Raw genomic sequence first — 20,374 nt, forward strand, 5'->3', positions numbered from 1 at the left:
AGGCATACGAGCTGGCATTGGAGCTCAGTAACATTTTCACGACTACAAAAGAAAAAATATACGGACTGACCAGGCTGGCTAAGTGGCACGAAAAGGTCAGGCAATCCGGCTTCAAATCATTCAATACCGTTGCCCGCTCGATTGAGAATCACTACAAGACCATTGTTAACTATTTTGATAACAGAAGCACCAATGCATCCGCTGAATCTTTCAATGCGAAGATCAAAGCGTTCAGGGCGCAGTTCAGAGGAGTCAGGAATGTAGAATTCTTCCTTTACCGCCTTACCCAGTTATATGCTTAATCCAAGGTGCTCCACAACATTTGGTCTTGATCCCCCATCGCCGCATGCTCCTCACATTCATTAGCGCATGCGCTACACGCATCCGCACAAACGCGGCACATATGCGCGCTGAAATCACTCACAAGCGTCATCACCTCCGCAGCCGCACGGCATATCGCCGCACATTCCATATCCAGCTGGATACATTTCCGGAGATGCGCCACATTTTCTTCTTGCAAACACGCAGTGGCGCAATGGGTACAAACCTGCGCACAGGAAAGGCAGGCGTCGATACATTCTTGAAATTGGTGATTGGCCATAGTTTTTGTCGTTTGTTTTGAAGCAATGTAAAATGCTTCGCGAAAAGAAAACCGTACCAACGCGGGAGATGTGTAAATAAACGAGATAGGTATAAAATGCAAAAAGCCCAGATTTCTCTGAGCTTTCTTGCGGTCTGGCTGGGCGGCATTCCGCTGGGCCCGCACTCCGGCGGGACTCAAACCCGCGCACTACCGACTAGCCTTAAAATGCAAAAAGCCCAGATTTCTCTGAGCTTTTGTGCGGTCTGGCTGGGCCGGCACTCCGGCGGGACTCGAACCCGCGAGCACTTCCGACTAGCCTTAAAATGCAAAAAGCCCAGATTTCTCTGAGCTTTTGTGCGGTCTGGACGGGACTCGAACCCGCGACCCCATGCGTGACAGGCATGTATTCTAACCAACTGAACTACCAAACCATTAAATAAACAACTCGGCGATATAGACAGGAATCGAACCCGCGACCCCATGCGTGACAGGCACGTATTCTAACCAACTGAACTACCAAACCATTAAATAAAGAACTGTGCGATTTTGACATCCGTCGGCGACCCCATGCGTGACACCCTAGGCGGGACCGGACATGTATTCTAACCAACTGAACTACCAAACCATTATTTCAACTTTTCGGCGGTCTGGACGGGACTCGAACCCGCGACCCCATGCGTGACAGGCATGTATTCTAACCAACTGAACTACCAAACCGAATCGTTTTCACAATCGTTTTTGTAAAACGTGGTGCAAAACTACCATTAATATTTAGGTTTGCAACACCCTACACAGCAATTTAGTTATTTTATTTGTGAAATAATAACCCTTCAACTAAGAATATTCTGAAAATGAAATAGTTGAACCACGAGAAAATTTATGACTTTCATCAAAGAAATTTTAACCGAACTCGAAAAGCTCGCTCCGCTGCCTTACCAGGAAGATTACGACAATGCCGGATTGCTAGTCGGGTCACCGGATACCGAAGTTACCGGTATCCTCTTCACGCTCGACATTACCGAGGAAATCGTAGAGGAGGCCATTAATAAGCAATGCAACCTCATCGTAGCCCACCACCCTATTATTTTCAAAGGCCTCAAAAAGCTCAATGGTAAGAATTACGTGGAGCGGACGGTGATCAAAGCCATTAAAAATGACATTGCACTCTACGCTACCCACACCAACCTGGACCACGTAACGGGCGGCGTAAACTGGCAAATCGCGAACCGCCTGGGACTTCAAAATATCAGAATACTGGCACCCAAAAAACAAATCCTGGCCAAACTGGCATTTTTCTGCCCGGTCGAAAATACACAAGAGGTGCTCAAAGCATTGTTTGAAGCGGGTGCCGGCGAGATCGGCGAGTACCGCAATTGCAGCTTCCGGAGCGAGGGGGCCGGCACATTTCTCCCTAGCGAGAATGCGAACCCGGCCGTTGGCGAACGGGGCGAACTGGAAACCGTGAAAGAGCATCGCGTGGAGGTAATGCTGCCCACCCACTTACAGGCGCATGTGCTCAGTGCGCTCAAGCGTGCGCACCCGTATGAGGAAGTCGCCTATTACTTGTCGGCGCTTGAAAATGAAAACCAGTATGTAGGCGCCGGCGCAATCGGTGAACTTCCGGAGCCAATGGATGCCACAGACTTTCTGGGCTATTTAAAGGCTGGTATGGAAGCTTCGGTAATCAAATACACTGAGCCAACGGGCAGGCCGGTCCGCCGTGTGGCGGTGTGCGGCGGGGCGGGCAGTTTCTTATTGCGTAATGCAGTTTCAGCCGGCGCGGACGTCTTTGTCACGGCAGATTACAAGTATCACGAATTTTTCGATGCCGAAGGCCGCATTATGATCTGTGACATAGGCCATTACGAAAGTGAAGTGTTTACGAAAAATTTATTGCATGACTATATATCAGGAAAATTTAGTAATTTCGCACTCTGTTTGTCAGAAATCAGTACCAATCCGGTGCGGTATTTTTCCTGAAAACCGGTTTTGACAACGAATTCTGCTGATAATCTGTTTAAATTAGGGCTGACTACCTCACATTTCAAGCATTGAAACAAGTCCATAAAAGACATACATGGAAAACACAATCGCACAAAAACTAGATGCTCTCCTGAAACTTCAGGAAATCGATTCAAGCCTTGACGAAATACTAAAAACCCGCGGGGACCTACCGGAAGAAGTAAGGGACCTGGAAGACGAGATTGCAGGATTCGAAACGCGTTTAGGAAAATTTAAATCTGAAATTGCCAATCTGAATACAGAGATCGACAATTTCAAAAATGCACAGAAAGAAGGGGAAAAACTGATCAAAAAATACAAAGATCAGCAGATGAACGTCCGCAACAACCGCGAATACGACGCCATCACCAAAGAAATAGAACTGCAAGAACTCGATATGCAACTGGCCGACAAGAAGATCAACGAAGCCAGAGCCCGCATTCGCCTCATCGAAGAAGACGCCAACCGTGCGGAATCTATCCTGAATGAAAGAAACGAAGACCTGAAAGTAAAGAAAAACGAACTTTCGGTAATTACCTCTGAAAGCCAGTCCGAAGAACAAGGGCTGATCGCTGAAAGAGAAAAGCATATCAAGAAAATCGAAGAACGCCTACTGAAATCATACCAAAAAATCCGCGACAACTCACTCAACGGTCTGGCCGTTGTGCATGTACAGCGTGGCGCTTGCGGCGGATGTTTCAGCATCGTTCCTCCTCAGCGTCAGGCTGATATCCGCGAGCGTAAGAAACTGATCGTGTGCGAGCACTGCGGACGTATCCTCGCCGACGTGGAAAGCGTTCAGCCGGTTCACCAACGCCGCTAGGATTTTAAATACTAAATTTGAAAGGTTGTCTTATCCGGACAACCTTTTTTTATGTGCAGTACCATGAGCAGGAGTCATTCGGAGATTAAATATGCGGCATTCAGGTTACTAATGTGCCTGTTGCTATTCTTGCTTACCTCCCGGCCTGTGTCAGCTATCGACGAGCAAAGCGACGTCATTTTTTCACCTAAACTGCAAAAGGCCTATTTTGAAATACAAAAACTGAGACTACCGGCAGCCCGCGAGTTGATCGACGATGAAAGAGCGATTAATGCCGCAAATCCGTTCATCGCCTACCTCGACAGTTACGCCGACCTGCATTACCTCCTTATTGCCGAAGATCGGACACGCTACAAAATTTTCACCCAACAGCAGGACAAGCGCCTCGACCTGGTGGGGAAACTTTCCGAGAAATCGCCGTACAAAAGGCTGTTCCAGGCGGATATCCGATTGCATTCTGCATTTGCCAAGCTCAAATTCGGCAATGAGGTCAGCGGCTCCTGGGAAATCATCAAGGCCTACCGGCTTCTGGAAGACAACCGCAAGAAATTTCCCGCATTTACCCCTACCCTCAAATCACTTGGCCTGCTGCACGTCCTGATCGGCTCGATTCCTGAAAACTATACGTGGATCGTCAAAATCCTCGGATTGAAAGGAAACATTGCACAAGGTATCCGCGAGTTGCGGGAGGTGGTGAAAGAAGAACCCTTTTTTAAACAGGAAGCGGAGCTGATCGACTTGCTGCTGCACGCATATTCGTTGCAGCTCAGCCCTGAACAACAGGCACGGATACGCCAATGGCCCAGAGAACAGCCGGACAACCTGCTGCTGCATTTCTTCGCTACAACGGTTTTAATGAAAGAAAACCGCAGCGAAGAAGCTTCGCATTTCCTTGCGGATGCGCCCGCCGGCAAGGAGTATATGCCATTCCCGTTCCTCAATTACCTGCGCGGGGAAATCGCGTTGCAAAGTGGTGATTATGAAGAGTCATTTGTTTTTTACAACCGGTTTCTCAAACAATATGCGGGGTTCAACTACATCAAGGACAGCTATTCGAAAATGTTTATGTGCCGCTGGCTAGCCGGGCGTGACCAGGAAGCAGCAACCTATTTGCAAAAAGTTACCCAAACCGGCAGTACCATTGTGGAGGCCGATCAGTTTGCGGAAAGAATTGCAAAGGAATATGGTGAGGGCAAAATCAGTCCAAGGCAAAAGGTGCTATACAAAGCCAGGTACGCGACAGACGGCGGCTATTTTCAAAAGGCTGCGGATTTGATGAAGGCTGTTTCTGAAAAAAGTTTTGGCACAACTTACGAAAAGGCCGAGTTCAATTATCGTATGGCGAGAATTCTTCAAAAATCCGGCCGTATCAGTGAGTCCGTGCCATTTTACGACCGCGCGCTGATGCTCGGACAGACTGACCCGGCCGCCAGTGGCTTTGCGGCTTCTTCCGCATTGCAAATGGGCTATATCTCCCAACAAAAGGCTGATAATCAAAAAGCTGTGGCGTACTTCAAACGAGCTATGAGCTTTAAAAAGCACGAATACAAGAACAGCATCGACAACAAAGCCCGTGCTGCCCTCACCGAACTGGGCCAATAGCACCTGTTACCAAAACGCACTTTCAGCGTATCAAGGACGTAAGCATTCATGCAACCTTCGATATGCCCAGAAAAAAGAGCGACAATCCGAAAGTGATCATCAACTGGCACGATGATGACAAACCACGTGAAAAATTCATGAACAAAGGCCGGGCCGCCTGCTCGGACTCGGAACTAATGGCGATCCTGATCCGCTCGGGCACGAGGGAAATGACGGCCGTCGACCTCGCCAAAGCACTGATGGCCTCGGTTGGCAACAATATCAATGAACTCGCCAAGCTCAATGTCCGGGACCTGACGAAAATCAAGGGAATAGGCGAAGCGAAGGCGCTCACTATCCTCGCCGCATTGGAACTGGGCCGGCGGCGCAAAGACATCATTTCCGATAAAAGACTCAAAATCAACAGTTCCAAACCTGTCTACGAAGCCATGCGCCCTTATTTGATGGACAAAACGCACGAGGAGTTCTGGATTTTGCTGCTTAACCGGGGAAATTATGTGATGCGGGCGATACAGGTGAGCGTGGGGGGCATTTCCGGCGTTACGGCGGACATTAAAACGATATTCAAAATCGCGCTCGACCATATGGCCAGCTCGCTTATACTGGTACATAACCACCCCTCGGGGCAGCTTGTACCGAGCCTGGCCGACAAGTTACTTACCGAGCAAATGATGCAGGCAGGCCAATTGCTCGACCTGCCTGTTCAGGATCATATGATCTTCACCGATGACGGCTATTATAGTTTCAAAGATTCCGGCGAATTGTGATCAAAACACCGCGTCTTTCCGAATAATACCTTTCAGCTCCTCGTACGGGATCGTAAGTTCGATCGGCCCGCGGGCGTAGGCGGCTATTTCATAAGGATTATAAAAAAACAAAACGCCTTCCGGGGTAAACACGTAATTGGCAGGAATGAAGAACTTGTGGTTTGCGAGAAAATAACCCGCATCTTCCAGGTCTACGCCCGGTGCCAGTTTTTCCAGTTCACGGAATTTCTTTTCGACCAGTTTCAGCAATGCCACGGAATCGGCCACAAAGCTTTTCATTTCGAGCTCCTTGCCGGTCTTGCCATCGAATGCATGATAGGATGTGAAACTGTTCGGATGCGCGCCGCCCGTAAATGCATAATGATCCAGTTGGTAGAAAAGCACTTTCGGGGTAGTCATGACGGTATCACCATGCAATTCCACTTCCCAGCATCCGGGTGCGTCGGGAAAATCCTTTTTGAAATCGTTGTAGTTCTTTTGGAAATCCTCAAATGCGGCTTTCGGGCTTTTTATGGCCTCCAAACGCGCCGTGGCACTGGCAGGATCACCATAAGAATTCAACCGTTTAACGGTCTTATCCGTCAGAATCTCCCTGATTTGGGTAGCGACGGCTCCTGAATCGGTCGGTTGCCAAAGGCTGATGATCACAGAAACCCCTTTATTCGTAACTGTATCGCAACCGCCAAACTGCTCCTTTTTCACCTCGCCCGCCTGGTAGCCGATGCCCGTAGCCGTTTTATCCTTTTTAGACGACTGGTTACATGCCCCAAAAAGCAAAGCTCCGAGCATGAGGGCAGCGATTTGCTTCAAACCCATAGTTTTTGGTTTAATATGATTCGGGAAGATATTAAAGGCTCATCAGTTCCTTGAAACGGATCGCCTGACGACGCGAGATCTCGATTTTGTCCCCGCCTTGCAAGGTTACGAGCAGCCCGCCGCTGAACCACGGTTCGATTTTCTCGATCCAATGCAGGTTAATAATGTGCTTGCGGTTGGCGCGAAAGTAAGTATTCGGGTCCAGGCGCTCTTCGAGGTTGTTCAGCGATTTCAGTACCAATGGCTTCTGATCGTCGAAATGCAGGCGTACATAGTTACCCATCGATTCGAACAGGCGGATTTTACCCAGTTTCACAAACCAGCACTTCTCGCCATCTTTTACAAATACCTGGTCATTTTCACCGAGTACTTTCTCTGCCCGCTCGTTGGTATGCGCGGGAGATTCGGGCTGGGCCTGATTTTCCTCGATACGGTGAATGGTTTCTTTAAGACGCTCGGTATCGATCGGCTTCAAAAGGTAATCCAATGCATTGAATTCGAATGCCTTAATTGCATACTCATCGAATGCGGTTGTAAAAATAACTTCCGGGCTTTTGCCTTCGATCGCCGAAAGGAGTTCGAAACCGTTCCTGCCGGGCATTTGAATGTCAAGGAAAAGCAACTCGGGCTGCTGTTCTTCGATCAGCTTCAATGCTTCATCCGCGTTGGCGGCTTCTCCTACTATTTCAATTTTAGTGTATGGCTCAAGCAATCTCTTCAACTCGTTGCGCGCCAGGCGCTCATCATCTACAATTAAGGTCCTCATGGCGGATGGATCAGTTAGGAATAATAAATAGATAGTATATTGATTTGGTCATTAGTTCTGTTTCTCGGACCCGTCCCCCACCATCATCACCTCTTCGGAAAGCATCGGGATTTTTATTTCCGAGCACACCACATTCTCTTTCTCCTGAAAAATCCGGAATGTAGCTCCCTTACCATACAGTATCGACAGCCGCTCAGCGGTGTTTTTCAAACCTACCCCACCCGATTCGGTGTTGCCGAGGTTGCCTGCATTCACTTCCGTATTGCCCAGGTTTCCCGAGTTGTGGATGGTGATCACGAGCAGTTCATTTGCAATTTCCGATTTTACACCGATAAATCCACCTCCCATTTGCTTCGCCACGCCGTGTTTGATACCATTTTCGACGAGCGTCTGCAACATCATCGGCGGTACCTGCCAGTAAATGGCCTGCGGATTGGTGGTAATGCTGTAACAAAGGCGGTCTTCATACCGCACCTTTTCCAGTTCGAGGTAATCTTCTACCGTCCGGAGCTCTTCCTGCAAATCGACGGTCTTCCGACGGTCCGCCAGCAGCGAGTTTCTTAGTATATTGGATAACTGCGTAATGCTGAGCTGCGCACGTTTCGGGTCCTCGTAAACGAGCGCGCGAATGCTGTTCAATGCATTGAATGTAAAATGCGGATTGAGCTGTGAACGAAGCACTTTCGCCTCCGCTTCGCGCATCGACATTTTGAGCATGATCTTCTCGTAACCGGCCAGCCTGTTTTGTTCTATATAATGGTAAACCGTGTAGGACAAAATCCACGCCAGCAGGATCTTGCACCAGTTGGTATAGTACGACCAGAAAATCAGTGGCTGGTTGAACAGGTTTTGTTCAAGAATTTCGCGATCCATCGGCTGGTTGATCATCGTCATAATCAGCCCCAGCCACAACACCGACCCTACCACACGAAACGCCAGCCTGGGAAGCGGCAACGACGACCAGTTCCACCGTCTGATCACCAGTCGGTAGGTGTGGGTAAGGCAAATGCCTAAGAGGATGTTAGCCAGCGCAGAATAGAATTCAGTCAGCTTAAAACCGTATTCCAATACATAAGGAATGTATTCGAACATGATGATCAATGTCCAGCCAAGAATTTGCAGAGTCCAATAGATGCGTTTTTTGGACATGAACATAGGAACGCTAATGATGTATTGAAAAGCCACAAATGTATTAATGCCCCCTCAGGAGAGGTACATTAATACACCAATGGAAACGAATCTACACAAACGGCTGCTATATCGTTTGCGGGATTTCGATGGAAAGAAGGTGTGTGATGTCGTTGCGCACTTCCAGCTCGAACTGCTGGGTGTCGTAGGAGTAGTTGATCTTGTAGAGGCAAAGATTGCTGTGCTCGTAGTCGTCCATACGTACGAGCGGCTGGTTGAAAAGCGTTGTCAGCAACACACGCATGGCGCGGCCGTGCATGGCAATGAGGATATTACGCTCGTGCGGGCGCGAGAGGATCGCGTCGATGACAGGGATCTGTCGCTCACGCACATCTTCCGGACTTTCACCACCTTCGGCTGCGAGGTTCACATCGCCTACCTTCCAGGCATTTACCAGCTCGCGGTAATAGTTATTGTCACCCGTGTTGGGTTCGCGGCCTTCGCGGACGCCCCAGGATATTTCGTTCAATCCGGAATAGCTTTCATGCGGTATACCGAGCCTGATGAACCCGCGGACGGTTTGATGTGTTCGCTTTAAATCAGAGGTATAAATTTTGTCAAACGGAACATGTTGGTAAGCATTAAAAAAAGCTTCGGCCTGAGCTTCTCCCCATTCATTCAGCAAGGAATCAACACCACTTCCCTGAACAACTCCCCTGCGGTTCAAATCAGTTTCACCGTGGCGAATGAGGTAAATCGATTTTCTTTTCAAAGTAATAGGATAATTTAAATATAAAATTTACAAAAACCTTGTTTTTTATCCGCAAAGCCAATACAAATTTATACATTTTTTAGATATGTTTGCTAAAACCGTCACCGTCGATTCACTACAATCTTTTGGAGAAAACAGTATCGCCCATCATATCGGGATAGAGTTTACGGAAATCGGAAAAGATTATGTATCAGCCAAAATGCCGGTGGACAAGCGGACGCACCAGCCATTCGGGATTTTGCATGGCGGCGCGTCGGTAGTGCTGGCGGAAACGCTAGGGAGTATCGCTTCGTTTTTAACGATACCTGAAAACGAAAACAAGCACGCGGTGGGGCTGGAAATCAATGCAAACCACCTAAGGCCGGTGAAGGAAGGGTATGTTTACGGAACCGTCCGACCGATCCATATCGGCCGGACCACGCATATCTGGGACATCCGGATTACCAATGAAGAAAACAAACTCGTTTGCATCAGCAGACTCACGGTAGCTATTGTGAATGCAGACCGCTAACATTATTTTGCAGAAAATTGACCTAACGGGACACGCCCATTCGTTATAAATGCTATCAGTACAGACCGACACCGGGATTTCGATATTTGAAGGATTACAGATTCAGGAGCTTTGGCACGCTGCCAAAATGATGGGTTTCCCGTCTGCATTATGGCGCCTGCCGCATACCAACGAAATCAAACTGCTCATCTCCATTCAGGACGGCACCCGCAAATGCCTTCCCGAGCTCGAAAAAATGAGTCCGGGCTTTGTGGTGAGCAATTTTTACTGGGAAGACGACCAGGAAGTACTGTTCCTGGAAGGCGACATCATCCTCACGTTTACGGAAGATAACCGGATCACCCGGATCGATAACCAGCACGGGGAGGAGCACCCGGACGTAAAAAGACTGGTGCAGCTCGCATCCGAAACCAATGCGATCGAAAACGGGGATGAACGGCCCGCCAGCCCACTGCAACCATTAAGCGGCTATCTCGATGCCAAATCGCGCTTCGAGCGGACGGTGGAACTCGCCGTAGCGGCCATCCGGCAGAACCAGTTCAAAAAGGTGGTGCTTTCCCGTACCAAAGATTTTCGGTATACCGATGCATTCCAGCCGGCACAAGCCTTTCAGCGGCTCGTTAAAGCCTATCCGCACGCATTCGTTTCCCTGGTAAACCTCTCTGAAGAAAACGAAATGTGGCTGGGCGCAAGCCCCGAACTGCTGGTGGAACAACTGTCCGCTGGTACTTTCAAAACCATGTCCCTCGCAGGCACGCAGGGCGCACGCGACGCGTCCGGCGAGCTCATACCCAGGTACGACATACGCTGGGGCGAGAAAGAAATTGAGGAGCAGGCATTGGTGAGTCGCTACATTATTGAATGCTTCAAAAAAATACGCTTGCGCGAATACCTGGAAACAGGGCCAAAAACCGTGCTGGCGGGTAATCTATACCATCTCAGAACCGTTTTCGAAGTGGACACCGTGGCGCTCAACTTCCCCGAGCTGGCTTCGGTAATGCTCAAACTGCTGCACCCGACTTCGGCCATTTGCGGTGTTCCAAAAGCACCCAGCCTGCAATTCATCAACGATGTGGAAGGCTACAACCGCTCCTATTACAGCGGCTTCCTGGGCCCGGCGCAGGTAGGTGGCGACACGCATTTGTTCGTAAACCTCCGCACAGTGCGGTTTAAGGACGGCATTGCGACATTTTTTGCCGGTGCCGGGATCACAGAAGATTCTGTACCTGAGCAGGAATGGTTCGAAACGGAGCTGAAATGCGATACTTTGCTAAAAGTAATCGGCAGCTCCTTATAAAAAAATTAGCTGGCATTAAACTTTTATAGGGTTAAAAAGTCTAATCGGTTCGAGATTAATATCTAATTTTGACAAACCTCTGAATAGGACGCATTTAGTCCTGTTGGACTCCTAAACCATTTAAGCCCAGGTTAACAAACCCTATGAATGTTATCGCCAGATCTGCCCTTGCAGAAGGACTGCCCAGTTTAACCAAACCTCTGTCTTCACTTTTCATTGCCGGTTCACTCTTTATTACGCTTTCGTGCGGAGAAAAAAAGGATACTTTTCAACAAAAAGGCGGCGGTGGCCCTACCATCGTTGATGTGATCGTTGCGAAATCCGAAAAGGTGAGTGACAAGGTCGAAGTGAACGGTACCATCGTGGCCAACGAATTCGCGGAATTAAGGCCGGAAGTAAGCGGGTTACTCACTTTTCTAGACGTTCCCGAAGGTAAAACCGTACAAAAAGGCACCGTCATCGCGCGGATCAATAACGCCGACCTCCTTGCCCAGCTCAACCGGTCGAAAATACAGCTCGACCTTGCCGAAACAACCGAAAAAAGGCTTAAACAGCTGATCGCGGTGAATGGTATCAACCAGGCGGATTATGATCTGGCATTTAATAATGTCAACACCCTCAAAGCAGACATGGCCTACACCCAGGCGCTGATCGACAAAACGATCATCAAAGCGCCGTTCACGGGCGTGGTAGGCTTGCGCAAGGTAAGCGAAGGCTCCTATGTGACGCCTCAAAACATTATCGCCACCATGCAGCAGCTCTCCAACTTGCGGATCGATTTTACGGTTCCTGAAAGCTACCAGCAGTATGTAAACAAAGGCGGTACAGTAGAAGTAATGCTCGACCAGGCCTCCGGCAAATATGAAACCGCCCACATTCTGGCCATCGAACCGCAGGTAAACCAGACCACCCGGAATCTCACGGTACGCGCGGTGCTTAGTTCGGGCAATACCAGCCCGGGTTCCTTTGCAAAGGTCTATATCACTGCCAGCAATAATAAAAATAGCATACTGATCCCCTCCAACAGCATTATCCCCGAAGCACGCAGCAAGAAAGTGGTGACGGTGAAAGGCGGCAAGGCGGTTTTTACCCAGGTAGAAACCGGCGACCGCAGGGAAGATGTAGTAGAAGTGACCAAAGGCCTCAGCGTAGGCGATACGGTGGTTGTTTCGGGCGTACTTTTTGCCCGTCCCGATGCTCCTGTGAAAGTGAGAAGTGTTAGAAACCTGAATGTAGCGAGTAAGTAGCAAATGCCTTCGCGGTGCTTGTTGCAATGACCATCCCTTTGAAACCCATGCTATGAATATTTCAGAACTATCCCTGAAACGGCCCGTTTTGGCGGTCGTGATGAACCTGCTCATCATCCTCTTTGGTATAGTAGGATATAACTTTCTTTCACTGAGGGATTACCCGGCCATCGACCCGCCGATCGTGAACGTGCGGACGAGCTACACCGGTGCCAATGCCGACATCATCGAGAGCCAGATTACCGAGCCGCTCGAAAAGAGCATCAACGGTATCCCCGGTATCAAGAGTATCAGCTCTTCCAGCCAGATCGGTTCCAGTAACATTACTGTTGAATTCAATCTTAAATCCGACCTGGAAGGCGCCGCCAACGACGTGCGCGACAAGGTAAGCCAGGCCGTCCGTAACCTCCCCCAGGACATCGATGCCCCGCCGGTAGTGAGCAAGGCCGATGCCAACTCCGACTTCATTCTCCTCCTGGCGGTTCAAAGCCCTTCGAAAGGTTTGCTCGAACTGAGCGAATATGCCGAAAACGTGCTCCAACAAAGCTTGCAGACGATCGACGGTGTGAGCGCGATCAATATTTTTGGTCAAAAAAGATATGCAATGCGCATCTGGCTGAATCCCGACCAGATGAGTTCTTATAATATTTCTTTCAACGACATAACTACCACCCTCGCGGCTGAGAACGTGGAATTGCCCGCCGGTAAGATTTATGGCGACAATACCGAACTAACAATCCGTACGATGGGCCGGTTGAAAAGCGAGAAAGAGTTTAACGACCTCGTGATCCGCAACGACAGCACTGGAATTGTAAGGCTCGGCAATGTGGCCAAAGTAGAATTAGGGCCAGAAAACGAGGAACAAAGCTGGAAGTACAACGGCATGTATGCAGTGGGCCTTGCGGTAATCCCGCAACCGGGTGCCAACTATGTGCAGATTTCCGATGAGTTCAACAAACGCCTCGCGGAAATCCAGAAATCCAATAAATCGGATATCACATTCAGCGTCCTGATCGACAATACGCGCCTCGTACGGCAATCAATCAAAGAGGTGGAAGAAACGCTGATCATCGCGTTTTCGCTCGTGGTAATCGTGATCCTGTTCTTTTTCCGGAACCTGCTGGTAGCCGTCCGCCCGTTGATCGACATTCCGATATCGCTCATCGCGACATTCTTCGTCATGTACATGTGCGGCTTTTCGATCAACATCCTGACACTGCTCGGCATTGTACTCGCCACAGGTCTGGTGGTCGATGACGGTATTGTGGTCACGGAAAACATTTTCCGCAAGCTCGAAAGCGGCCTACCGATCCGGCAAGCGGCATTGGAAGGTAGCCGGGAAATCTTCTTCGCGGTTATTTCGACATCGCTTACGCTCGCTGTGGTATTCCTCCCGGTAATCTTCCTCGAAGGTTTCGTAGGGAGCCTTTTCCGGGAATTCGGGATTGTGGTAGCCTCCGCGGTATTGATATCCGCATTCGTTTCACTTACCATTACCCCCGTACTGAATGTGGTGCTAAACCGCAAGGATTCGGGCCACGGCTGGTTTTATAACAAAACCGAGCCTTTCTTCACCGGCATGGAAGACGGCTACAACCGCATGCTCCGCGGCTTTATGAAAGCACGGTGGGTTGCCTGGGTGCTGGTCGTTGCCTGCGGTGTGCTGATCTGGTTTACCTACACCCATTTGCAAAGCGAACTCGCGCCGATGGAAGACCGGAATAGTATCCGTTTCAGTGTTTCGGCCCCGGAAGGAACGAGTTTCGACCAAATGCAGGGAGTTTCGGACCAGCTGAGCGACTTTCTGAATGATTCTATTCCTGAAAAATCCTTTACATTCTCGGCTACACCGGGCTTCGGCGGCGGCGGCGTGAACAGTGCCACCGCGCGTATCGGTCTGGTACCATCCGAAGAGCGCAAGAGAAGTCAGAACGACATCGCACAAGAGATTAACAAAAAGATGTCACGGTTTAACGACGCGAGGATTTTCGCAACGCAGGAGCAGACTATTTCTGTGGGTATCGGTTCGAGAGGTTCACTTCCCGTTCAATTTGTATTGCAAAACCTCGACTTTGACAAGCTCAGCGAAGTGTTACCCAAGTTTCTCGATGAAGCGCGGCAAGACCCGACATTCCAGAACGTCGATGTTAACCTTAAATTCAATAAACCGGAGGTACGCCTGACCATTGACCGCCTCAAAGCGCGCGACCTGGGCCTTTCAACTTCCGACGTCGCGGCCACCATTCAAGCTGCATTTAGCGGACGGCGTCTGGCATATTTCATCATGAATGGCCAGCAATACCAGGTAATAGGCCAGGTAGAACGTTCGGAACGTAACAAACCGGCCGATATTGATAAACTATATGTACGGAATAACCGCGGTGAGAGCATTCCGCTGACGGCCGTGGTGCATATGGAGGAAGAAAGCGGTCCGCCGACCATTTACCACTACAACCGCTACAAAAGCGCTACGATTTCCGCGTCACTTGTAGAAGGCAAAACGATCGGCGACGGCGTGGAAGCCATGCGTCGGATCGGTACCAAACTGCTGGACGAATCCTTCCAGACGTCGCTTACCGGCCCGTCCCGCGACTTTGAAGAAAGTTCTTCCAACACCAGCTTCGCCTTCGGGCTGGCGCTTTTGCTTGTGTACCTCGTACTCGCAGGCCAGTTTGAAAGCTTCACCGACCCGTTCATCATCATGATCACCGTGCCGCTCGCATTGGCAGGTGCATTGCTCAGCCTTTATTTATTTGGATTAACCATTAATATTTTCTCACAAATCGGTATGATCATGCTCATCGGGCTTGTGACGAAAAATGGTATCCTCATCGTAGAATTTGCCAACCAGAAGCGGGAGCAGGGCATGGGCAGGATGGCAGCGGCGGTCGAATCGGCTACACAACGTCTGCGCCCGATCCTCATGACGAGCCTTGCGACGGCATTCGGTGCATTACCGATTGCAATGAGCCTTGGTGCGGCGGCAACCAGCCGGGTTCCGCTGGGGGTAGTAATTGTAGGTGGCCTGATGTTCTCGCTGATTCTGACGTTGTTCGTGATCCCGGCGATTTATACATTCATTTCACCTAAAAAACACAAGGTTACGGAAGAGCAGAAAATGGCAGAGGAGCTTGTGGCTTAGAGAATATTTTTCATACAAAATCAACTATTGTTTTTTACATGGGCTCGCTCACCTTTCTTAAAAAATACAATTACGCATTCCTATTACTTCTGCTTTGTTCAGGCTCCGCCTGGGCGGGCGTTCCCGCCGATACGCTCGCGCTTACGCTCGAACAGGCAGTGGCTACCGCTCTCAAAAACAGCTACGAAATCGAGATTGCCAAAAATAATGTCGATGCCAATACCATCATGAACAACTATGGCGTAGCTGGCGGTCTGCCGACCGTCTCCCTGAATGCTACGAATACGGAGCAGATCACCCAGGTAAATCAGAAACTGAATACCGGTGTTGAGATCAGCCGTAACGCCGCTGCCGGTAACAACACGCAGGCGAACCTTGCCGTAGGAATGCTCCTGTACAATGGTAAACGTGTAGTAGCTACCAAAAAGCGGTTGGCCGAACTGCAATACCAAAGTTCCGAAGTACTTAACTCGCAAATTCAGAACACGATCGCATTGGTCACGACGAGCTATTACGATGTGGTGCGGCAGCTGAGTTATATCAATACGATCCGCACATCCATTATTGCATCCGAAAAGCGTCTCGAAATCCTGCGGGTGCGGAAAGAAGCCGGAATGGCCAACAATGCGGATATTTTCCAGGCAGAAATCGATTTGAATACACTCAACCAGACGCTGCTGAACCAGCAAATGGTAGCGCAGGTAGCTAAAACAGAACTGCTCCGCACGCTCACGCTCGATCCGAAATCGGCCCTGACCATTAAGGATACGATTACAGTGGATAACAACTTGCAACTCGCGTCCATAGTAGACAAGCTGGCCTCCAATGCGGATATTAAAGCAGCGGATCATCAAATTAAAATCAATGAACTGATTGTAAAAGAAACGGCTGCGCTCCGTTATCCTACGGTTCGTTTCAATGCAGCTTATAATTTCAGCCGCAACCAGACGGCAGCGGGTCTTACATTGCTCAACCGGGTGGCCGGTCCGCAGGCGGGACTCTCGCTGGCTGTTCCTATTTACAACGGCTCGGCATTCAAACGCCAGAAGCAGGCCGCCGAAATCGATACGAAAACGGCTGAACTGCAAAGAAGCACACTGCTCCGCGATTACAGTGCCAGTGCCGTGAAAATGTACCAGACTTACCAGAGCTCCATCGAACAGCTCGAAAACCAGAAGAAAAACTACGCGCTGAGCAAGCAACTGCTCGACCTTACCCTGCAACGTTTCGAACTGATCCAAGCAACAATTATCGACGTTCGCGAAGCGCAACGCAGTTTTGAAGAAGCCGGTTACCGGCTCATCAACCTGAACTTTGCCGCCAAATCTGCTGAGATTGAGCTGAAAAGGCTCAGCAATACGCTACAATAATGCCATAGGCACGGTTTGGCCAAAAACTTTCCCCAAACCGTGCATCGATTTCCAGATTAATCCCGTCCGGATGAGCCAGCTAACGATTTCGCAGGAGTAGCGGTGCTGGCACGTAATTTTTCCCATAAAAGATTAAAAAGTCATTAAACCTTTACCCGGCTTTTCAATCTAACCGGCTCACCTTCAACCTAACATTATGCCGTGCGTTGCGCGGTGTTGTGGTCATTGCCGTCATGAAGAAATTACTACTGTTCGTTTCACTCCTGAATTTCCTGTGCATCCAACTCTACGCGCAGGATGAGCCTTCAACAACCTACCCCATCACCGGCAAACTCGAAGATTCGGACAAAAAGCCGGTCCCATTCGCCAATGTGGCGCTTCTTGCCGCGAAAGATTCCGCATTGATCGGCGGCGGTACTGCGGATGAAAACGGTCTTTTCAATATACCCGCGGAGCCGGGCAGCTATCTGGTCAAAATCACTTTCCTCGCCATGGATGAAAAAATCATCCCTAATGTGCGGGTAGCGGCCCAACCGGTCGCGCTGGGTACCATCACCCTCACTTCGAACTCGCGCCTGCTCGATGAACTGGTGGTACAGGGCGAAAAAAGCCAGATGGACCTGCAACTGGACAAGCGTGTTTTCAATGTAGGAAAAGACCTGGCCAATATCGGCGGTAATGCTTCGGATATTCTCAACAATATGCCTTCGGTAACCGTGGATGTGGAGGGCAATGTGGCGCTTCGTGGCAGCGGGAACGTCCGCATTCTCATCGACGGCAAGCAATCCGGTATGGTAGGGCTGAACCCCGCCGAGGCATTGCGCCAGATTCCGGCCGACCTGATCGAGAGCGTGGAAATCATTACCAACCCGTCGTCGCGCTACGATGCAGAAGGTGAAGTGGGGATTTTGAATATTGTGATGAAGAAAAATATCCGCTACGGGCTGAATGGAACGTTTACGGGCACGGCTGGTTATCCTTCCAATTTTGGGGCTTCCTTCAATGTCAACTACCGCAGAAAAAAGGTTAACCTCATCGCCAATTACGGCTGGATGTACCGCGACGGTCCGGGACGCGGGCATTCACGGCAGGAGTACAACAGCGCCGACACCAGTTTTGTATATGAGCAGACCAACCGACGCAACCGCGCCGGATATTCGAACAATGTCCGCGTGGGCCTGGATTATTTTTTGAATAACTACAATACCATTACCGCCACGCTTTCGGTACGGAAATCGCAGAATGACAACAAATCGCGTCTCGAATACCGGGATTTCGACATGAATAACATCCTCACGCGCACAGTCACGCGCAACGAAGACGAGACCGAACCCAGAACCAACATTGAGGCGGCATTGAATTACAGGAAGACTTTTGAGAAAAAAGGACAAAGCTTGTCGTTCGACGCGAAATACATTCTCAGCGACGAAACGGAGGCCTCGAAATACCATGAAGTTGCCGATAACAATACGGTCGATATCCGTCAGCGCTCTTATAATACCGAGGACGAAAAGAATTTCCTCGCCCAGTTGGATTACATTCACCCGTTCGGTAAAGAAGGCAAGATTGAAGCCGGTTTGAAAACGTCCATCCGGTTGCTGGACAATGATTTCTCCGTGCACCAGGCGCAAGGGCCCGATTACTGGGTCATTTTGCCCGATTATGACAACCGCCTGGCCTACGACGAGAAAATACACGCCGCCTACCTGATGGCGAGCAACCAGTTTGGAAAGGTTTTCGTGCAAGCTGGTCTGCGCGGCGAGTATACCGATATTTTGACCGAACTGAAAAAGACCGCTAAAACAAATCACCGGCAATATTTCAATGTATTCCCGAGCATTCATTTATCCTACAAGCTGCAAGACGCCCAGACATTGCAGCTTAGTTACAGCTACCGTCTGAGCCGGCCCAATTTCCGCGACCTGCTGCCCTTTTCCAATTTCAGTGACTCCCGCGTGTTCCGCGCAGGTAACCCGCTCCTGAATCCCGAGTTTACGCATTCGTTCGAGGCCGGGCATTTGCTGAATATGAATAAGGGAACGCTCCTTTCGAGCATTTACTACCGTCACAGGCTGGGTGTGGTGGAGAATATCACGTCCGTCGATTCTATTGGTTTTACCACCATTACCCCTATCAACCTGTCGACCGGTGACTCGTATGGTTTCGAATTTAACCTTACCTACGATCCGGCGCCCTGGTGGAAACTGACAGCCAACGCCAATATTTTCCGGGCGATGAATGAGGGTTACTATAACGACAAACTATACAAAAGCGACACTTATTCCTGGACCAGTCGGCTATCGTCTCGCATTACGCTGTTCGGTGCGGTGGATTTCCAGACGTCGTTCAACTACCGCGCACCGCGCCGCACGACACAGGGCAAGGATCTGTCGATCTATTTCATCGACCTCGGCTTATCTAAAGACATTCTCAAAGGCCGCGGCACGCTTACCGCCAGCGTCCGCGACTTACTTAATTCACAGAAACGCCGGAGCATTACCGAAAATGCGGGCTACTATTCTTATTCGGTGTTCCAATGGCGGCCACGGCAGTTTCTCGTCACATTATCCTACCGGCTGAACCGCTCGAAAGAGAAGGAGAGAACGGATAGGCAAGGTGAAATGAACGACGAAGAGTAAATCGGCGTGAATGCACTACCTTTGTATCCGAACCTCGTTATTTGAATAATGCTATTTATCGGAAAATACAATTACCTGACCATCGAGCGGGTTACCAGCGTAGGGATGTTCCTGAGCGATGTGGAAGGTGAAGAAGTACTGCTTCCCAACCAATATATTACGGACGATATGCAAGTCGGCGACCAGATCAAGGTATTCGTGTACCTCGATTCGGAAGATCGGCCCGTAGCAACCACCCAAACGCCCAAAATCATCCGCAACGAGTTTGCATTCCTGGAAGTGAAGGATGTTTCCGAATACGGCGCGTTCCTGGACTGGGGCCTGATCAAAGATCTTTTCGTCCCGTTCCGCGAGCAGCCAAAGCCAATGGAGATCGGTGAATGGCACGTCGTGTTCCTTTACCTCGACCAGAAATCGCAACGCCTGCTGGCCTCCGCTAAAATTGACAAATTCCTCGAAAGCGATCGCCTCACCGTTGCGGAAGGCGATGAAGTGGATTTGCTGGTATGGCAAAAAACCGATTTAGGCTACAACGTCGTCGTAAACCAGTACCACAAAGGCCTCATTTACGCGAACGAAGTGTTTCAACCGTTGCAGATTGGAGATTCTTTGAAAGGTTATGTCAAAAAGATCCGCGAAGAAAACAAGCTCGATATCAGCCTGCAAAAGACTGGCTATGAAGTGGTAGAACCGGTAGCGAAGCAGATTCTGGAAGAAATAGAAAAAGGAAAGGGCTTTTTGAACCTTTCCGACAACTCGTCACCCGAGGATATTTATAATAGGTTAAAAATAAGTAAAAAAGTCTTCAAAAAAGCGATTGGCGGCTTGTACAAGCAGGGCATTATCCGCATTGCGGATGATGGGATTTACCTGATTGGGCAGGATTGATTGGATATTTTTGTAAATTAAG

17 protein-coding genes and 3 tRNA genes are annotated in these 20,374 nt (G+C 49.6%); 12 read left to right on the plus strand and 8 right to left on the minus strand.

Annotation, left to right across the window (positions count from 1 at the left end):
- On the plus strand, window positions 1-302 hold a 302-nt coding region (locus BLQ88_RS32515), incomplete at its 5' end, for a transposase (RefSeq protein ID WP_218132980.1).
- Here the strand turns inward: BLQ88_RS32515 and BLQ88_RS32520 are convergent.
- The 4 genes from BLQ88_RS32520 to BLQ88_RS32535 all read right to left on the minus strand — a co-directional run bounded on the left by BLQ88_RS32520 (window position 299) and on the right by BLQ88_RS32535 (window position 1,300).
- Window positions 299-601, minus strand: a complete 303-nt coding sequence (locus BLQ88_RS32520) for a four-helix bundle copper-binding protein (protein WP_090157282.1) — start codon at window positions 599-601, stop codon at window positions 299-301. The genes BLQ88_RS32515 and BLQ88_RS32520 overlap by 4 nt on opposite strands.
- A 339-nt stretch (window positions 602-940) precedes the next feature.
- Window positions 941-1,014 (minus strand) — tRNA-Asp (locus tag BLQ88_RS32525).
- 18 nt (window positions 1,015-1,032) lie between these two features.
- Window positions 1,033-1,106 (minus strand) — tRNA-Asp (locus BLQ88_RS32530).
- Window positions 1,107-1,226: 120 nt separating this feature from the next.
- Window positions 1,227-1,300 (minus strand) — tRNA-Asp (locus tag BLQ88_RS32535).
- Window positions 1,301-1,462: 162 nt separating this feature from the next.
- Between BLQ88_RS32535 and BLQ88_RS32540 the strand changes: the two genes are divergently transcribed.
- The 4 genes from BLQ88_RS32540 (at window position 1,463) to radC (ending at window position 5,776) form a co-directional block, all read left to right on the plus strand.
- Window positions 1,463-2,563 carry a Nif3-like dinuclear metal center hexameric protein gene (locus tag BLQ88_RS32540; RefSeq protein ID WP_090157205.1) on the plus strand — a complete coding sequence of 367 codons (1,101 nt, stop codon included), beginning with the start codon at window positions 1,463-1,465 and terminating at the stop codon, window positions 2,561-2,563.
- Window positions 2,564-2,660: 97 nt separating this feature from the next.
- Window positions 2,661-3,407: a zinc ribbon domain-containing protein gene (locus BLQ88_RS32545; RefSeq protein ID WP_090157206.1), complete on the plus strand. Its 747-nt coding sequence runs from the start codon at window positions 2,661-2,663 to the stop codon at window positions 3,405-3,407.
- Window positions 3,408-3,470: 63 nt separating this feature from the next.
- Window positions 3,471-5,009, plus strand: coding sequence for a tetratricopeptide repeat protein (locus BLQ88_RS32550; RefSeq protein WP_229212963.1), 1,539 nt, complete (start codon window positions 3,471-3,473; stop codon window positions 5,007-5,009).
- Between the two features lie 62 nt (window positions 5,010-5,071).
- Window positions 5,072-5,776, plus strand: a complete 705-nt coding sequence (radC, locus tag BLQ88_RS32555; RefSeq protein WP_090157208.1) for a RadC family protein — start codon at window positions 5,072-5,074, stop codon at window positions 5,774-5,776.
- On the opposite strand, the gene BLQ88_RS32560 is transcribed toward radC, so the two are convergent.
- From BLQ88_RS32560 to BLQ88_RS32575, 4 genes are all read right to left on the minus strand, one after another.
- Window positions 5,777-6,592, minus strand: coding sequence for a PdaC/RsiV family protein (locus BLQ88_RS32560; protein WP_090157209.1), 816 nt, complete (start codon window positions 6,590-6,592; stop codon window positions 5,777-5,779).
- A 31-nt stretch (window positions 6,593-6,623) separates the two neighbouring features.
- A complete protein-coding gene (locus BLQ88_RS32565) occupies window positions 6,624-7,358 on the minus strand; it encodes a LytR/AlgR family response regulator transcription factor (protein ID WP_090157210.1) in 735 nt (244 codons plus the stop codon).
- A 51-nt stretch (window positions 7,359-7,409) separates the two neighbouring features.
- Entirely contained in the window at window positions 7,410-8,507 is a 1,098-nt protein-coding gene (locus BLQ88_RS32570; RefSeq protein ID WP_090157283.1) for a sensor histidine kinase, read from the minus strand.
- Window positions 8,508-8,613: 106 nt separating this feature from the next.
- Window positions 8,614-9,258, minus strand: coding sequence for a histidine phosphatase family protein (locus tag BLQ88_RS32575; protein ID WP_090157211.1), 645 nt, complete (start codon window positions 9,256-9,258; stop codon window positions 8,614-8,616).
- A gap of 85 nt (window positions 9,259-9,343) precedes the next feature.
- Here BLQ88_RS32575 and BLQ88_RS32580 point away from each other — a divergent pair, with 85 nt between their 5' ends.
- The 7 genes from BLQ88_RS32580 (at window position 9,344) to BLQ88_RS32610 (ending at window position 20,352) form a co-directional block, all read left to right on the plus strand.
- On the plus strand, window positions 9,344-9,769 hold the full coding sequence (locus BLQ88_RS32580; protein ID WP_090157212.1) for a hotdog fold thioesterase: 426 nt from the start codon (window positions 9,344-9,346) through the stop codon (window positions 9,767-9,769).
- A 49-nt stretch (window positions 9,770-9,818) separates the two neighbouring features.
- Window positions 9,819-11,066, plus strand: a complete 1,248-nt coding sequence (locus BLQ88_RS32585; RefSeq protein WP_090157213.1) for a chorismate-binding protein — start codon at window positions 9,819-9,821, stop codon at window positions 11,064-11,066.
- Window positions 11,067-11,209: 143 nt separating this feature from the next.
- Window positions 11,210-12,313 (plus strand): efflux RND transporter periplasmic adaptor subunit, encoded by a 1,104-nt coding sequence (locus tag BLQ88_RS32590; RefSeq protein ID WP_090157214.1) that lies wholly within the window; start codon window positions 11,210-11,212, stop codon window positions 12,311-12,313.
- Between the two features lie 52 nt (window positions 12,314-12,365).
- Window positions 12,366-15,455 carry an efflux RND transporter permease subunit gene (locus BLQ88_RS32595; protein WP_090157215.1) on the plus strand — a complete coding sequence of 1,030 codons (3,090 nt, stop codon included), beginning with the start codon at window positions 12,366-12,368 and terminating at the stop codon, window positions 15,453-15,455.
- Between the two features lie 38 nt (window positions 15,456-15,493).
- Window positions 15,494-16,825: a TolC family protein gene (locus BLQ88_RS32600; RefSeq protein WP_090157216.1), complete on the plus strand. Its 1,332-nt coding sequence runs from the start codon at window positions 15,494-15,496 to the stop codon at window positions 16,823-16,825.
- 233 nt (window positions 16,826-17,058) lie between these two features.
- Window positions 17,059-19,464, plus strand: coding sequence for a TonB-dependent receptor (locus BLQ88_RS32605; protein WP_090157217.1), 2,406 nt, complete (start codon window positions 17,059-17,061; stop codon window positions 19,462-19,464).
- A gap of 48 nt (window positions 19,465-19,512) precedes the next feature.
- Window positions 19,513-20,352: a CvfB family protein gene (locus BLQ88_RS32610; protein WP_090157218.1), complete on the plus strand. Its 840-nt coding sequence runs from the start codon at window positions 19,513-19,515 to the stop codon at window positions 20,350-20,352.
- Window positions 20,353-20,374 lie beyond the last annotated feature (22 nt).

Source organism: Dyadobacter soli (assembly GCF_900101885.1).
GTDB lineage: Bacteria > Bacteroidota > Bacteroidia > Cytophagales > Spirosomataceae > Dyadobacter > Dyadobacter soli.

What these genes read in the sequence shown, in the direction of transcription:
- BLQ88_RS32520 (WP_090157282.1), bottom strand. Translation starts at nt 601, where the DNA reads ATGGCCAATCACCAATTTCAAGAATGTATCGACGCCTGCCTTTCCTGT.
- BLQ88_RS32540 (WP_090157205.1), top strand. Translation starts at nt 1,463, where the DNA reads ATGACTTTCATCAAAGAAATTTTAACCGAACTCGAAAAGCTCGCTCCG.
- BLQ88_RS32545 (WP_090157206.1), top strand. Translation starts at nt 2,661, where the DNA reads ATGGAAAACACAATCGCACAAAAACTAGATGCTCTCCTGAAACTTCAG.
- BLQ88_RS32550 (WP_229212963.1), top strand. Translation starts at nt 3,471, where the DNA reads ATGAGCAGGAGTCATTCGGAGATTAAATATGCGGCATTCAGGTTACTA.
- radC (WP_090157208.1), top strand. Translation starts at nt 5,072, where the DNA reads ATGCCCAGAAAAAAGAGCGACAATCCGAAAGTGATCATCAACTGGCAC.
- BLQ88_RS32560 (WP_090157209.1), bottom strand. Translation starts at nt 6,592, where the DNA reads ATGGGTTTGAAGCAAATCGCTGCCCTCATGCTCGGAGCTTTGCTTTTT.
- BLQ88_RS32565 (WP_090157210.1), bottom strand. Translation starts at nt 7,358, where the DNA reads ATGAGGACCTTAATTGTAGATGATGAGCGCCTGGCGCGCAACGAGTTG.
- BLQ88_RS32570 (WP_090157283.1), bottom strand. Translation starts at nt 8,507, where the DNA reads ATGTCCAAAAAACGCATCTATTGGACTCTGCAAATTCTTGGCTGGACA.
- BLQ88_RS32580 (WP_090157212.1), top strand. Translation starts at nt 9,344, where the DNA reads ATGTTTGCTAAAACCGTCACCGTCGATTCACTACAATCTTTTGGAGAA.
- BLQ88_RS32585 (WP_090157213.1), top strand. Translation starts at nt 9,819, where the DNA reads ATGCTATCAGTACAGACCGACACCGGGATTTCGATATTTGAAGGATTA.
- BLQ88_RS32590 (WP_090157214.1), top strand. Translation starts at nt 11,210, where the DNA reads ATGAATGTTATCGCCAGATCTGCCCTTGCAGAAGGACTGCCCAGTTTA.
- BLQ88_RS32595 (WP_090157215.1), top strand. Translation starts at nt 12,366, where the DNA reads ATGAATATTTCAGAACTATCCCTGAAACGGCCCGTTTTGGCGGTCGTG.
- BLQ88_RS32600 (WP_090157216.1), top strand. Translation starts at nt 15,494, where the DNA reads ATGGGCTCGCTCACCTTTCTTAAAAAATACAATTACGCATTCCTATTA.
- BLQ88_RS32605 (WP_090157217.1), top strand. Translation starts at nt 17,059, where the DNA reads ATGAAGAAATTACTACTGTTCGTTTCACTCCTGAATTTCCTGTGCATC.
- BLQ88_RS32610 (WP_090157218.1), top strand. Translation starts at nt 19,513, where the DNA reads ATGCTATTTATCGGAAAATACAATTACCTGACCATCGAGCGGGTTACC.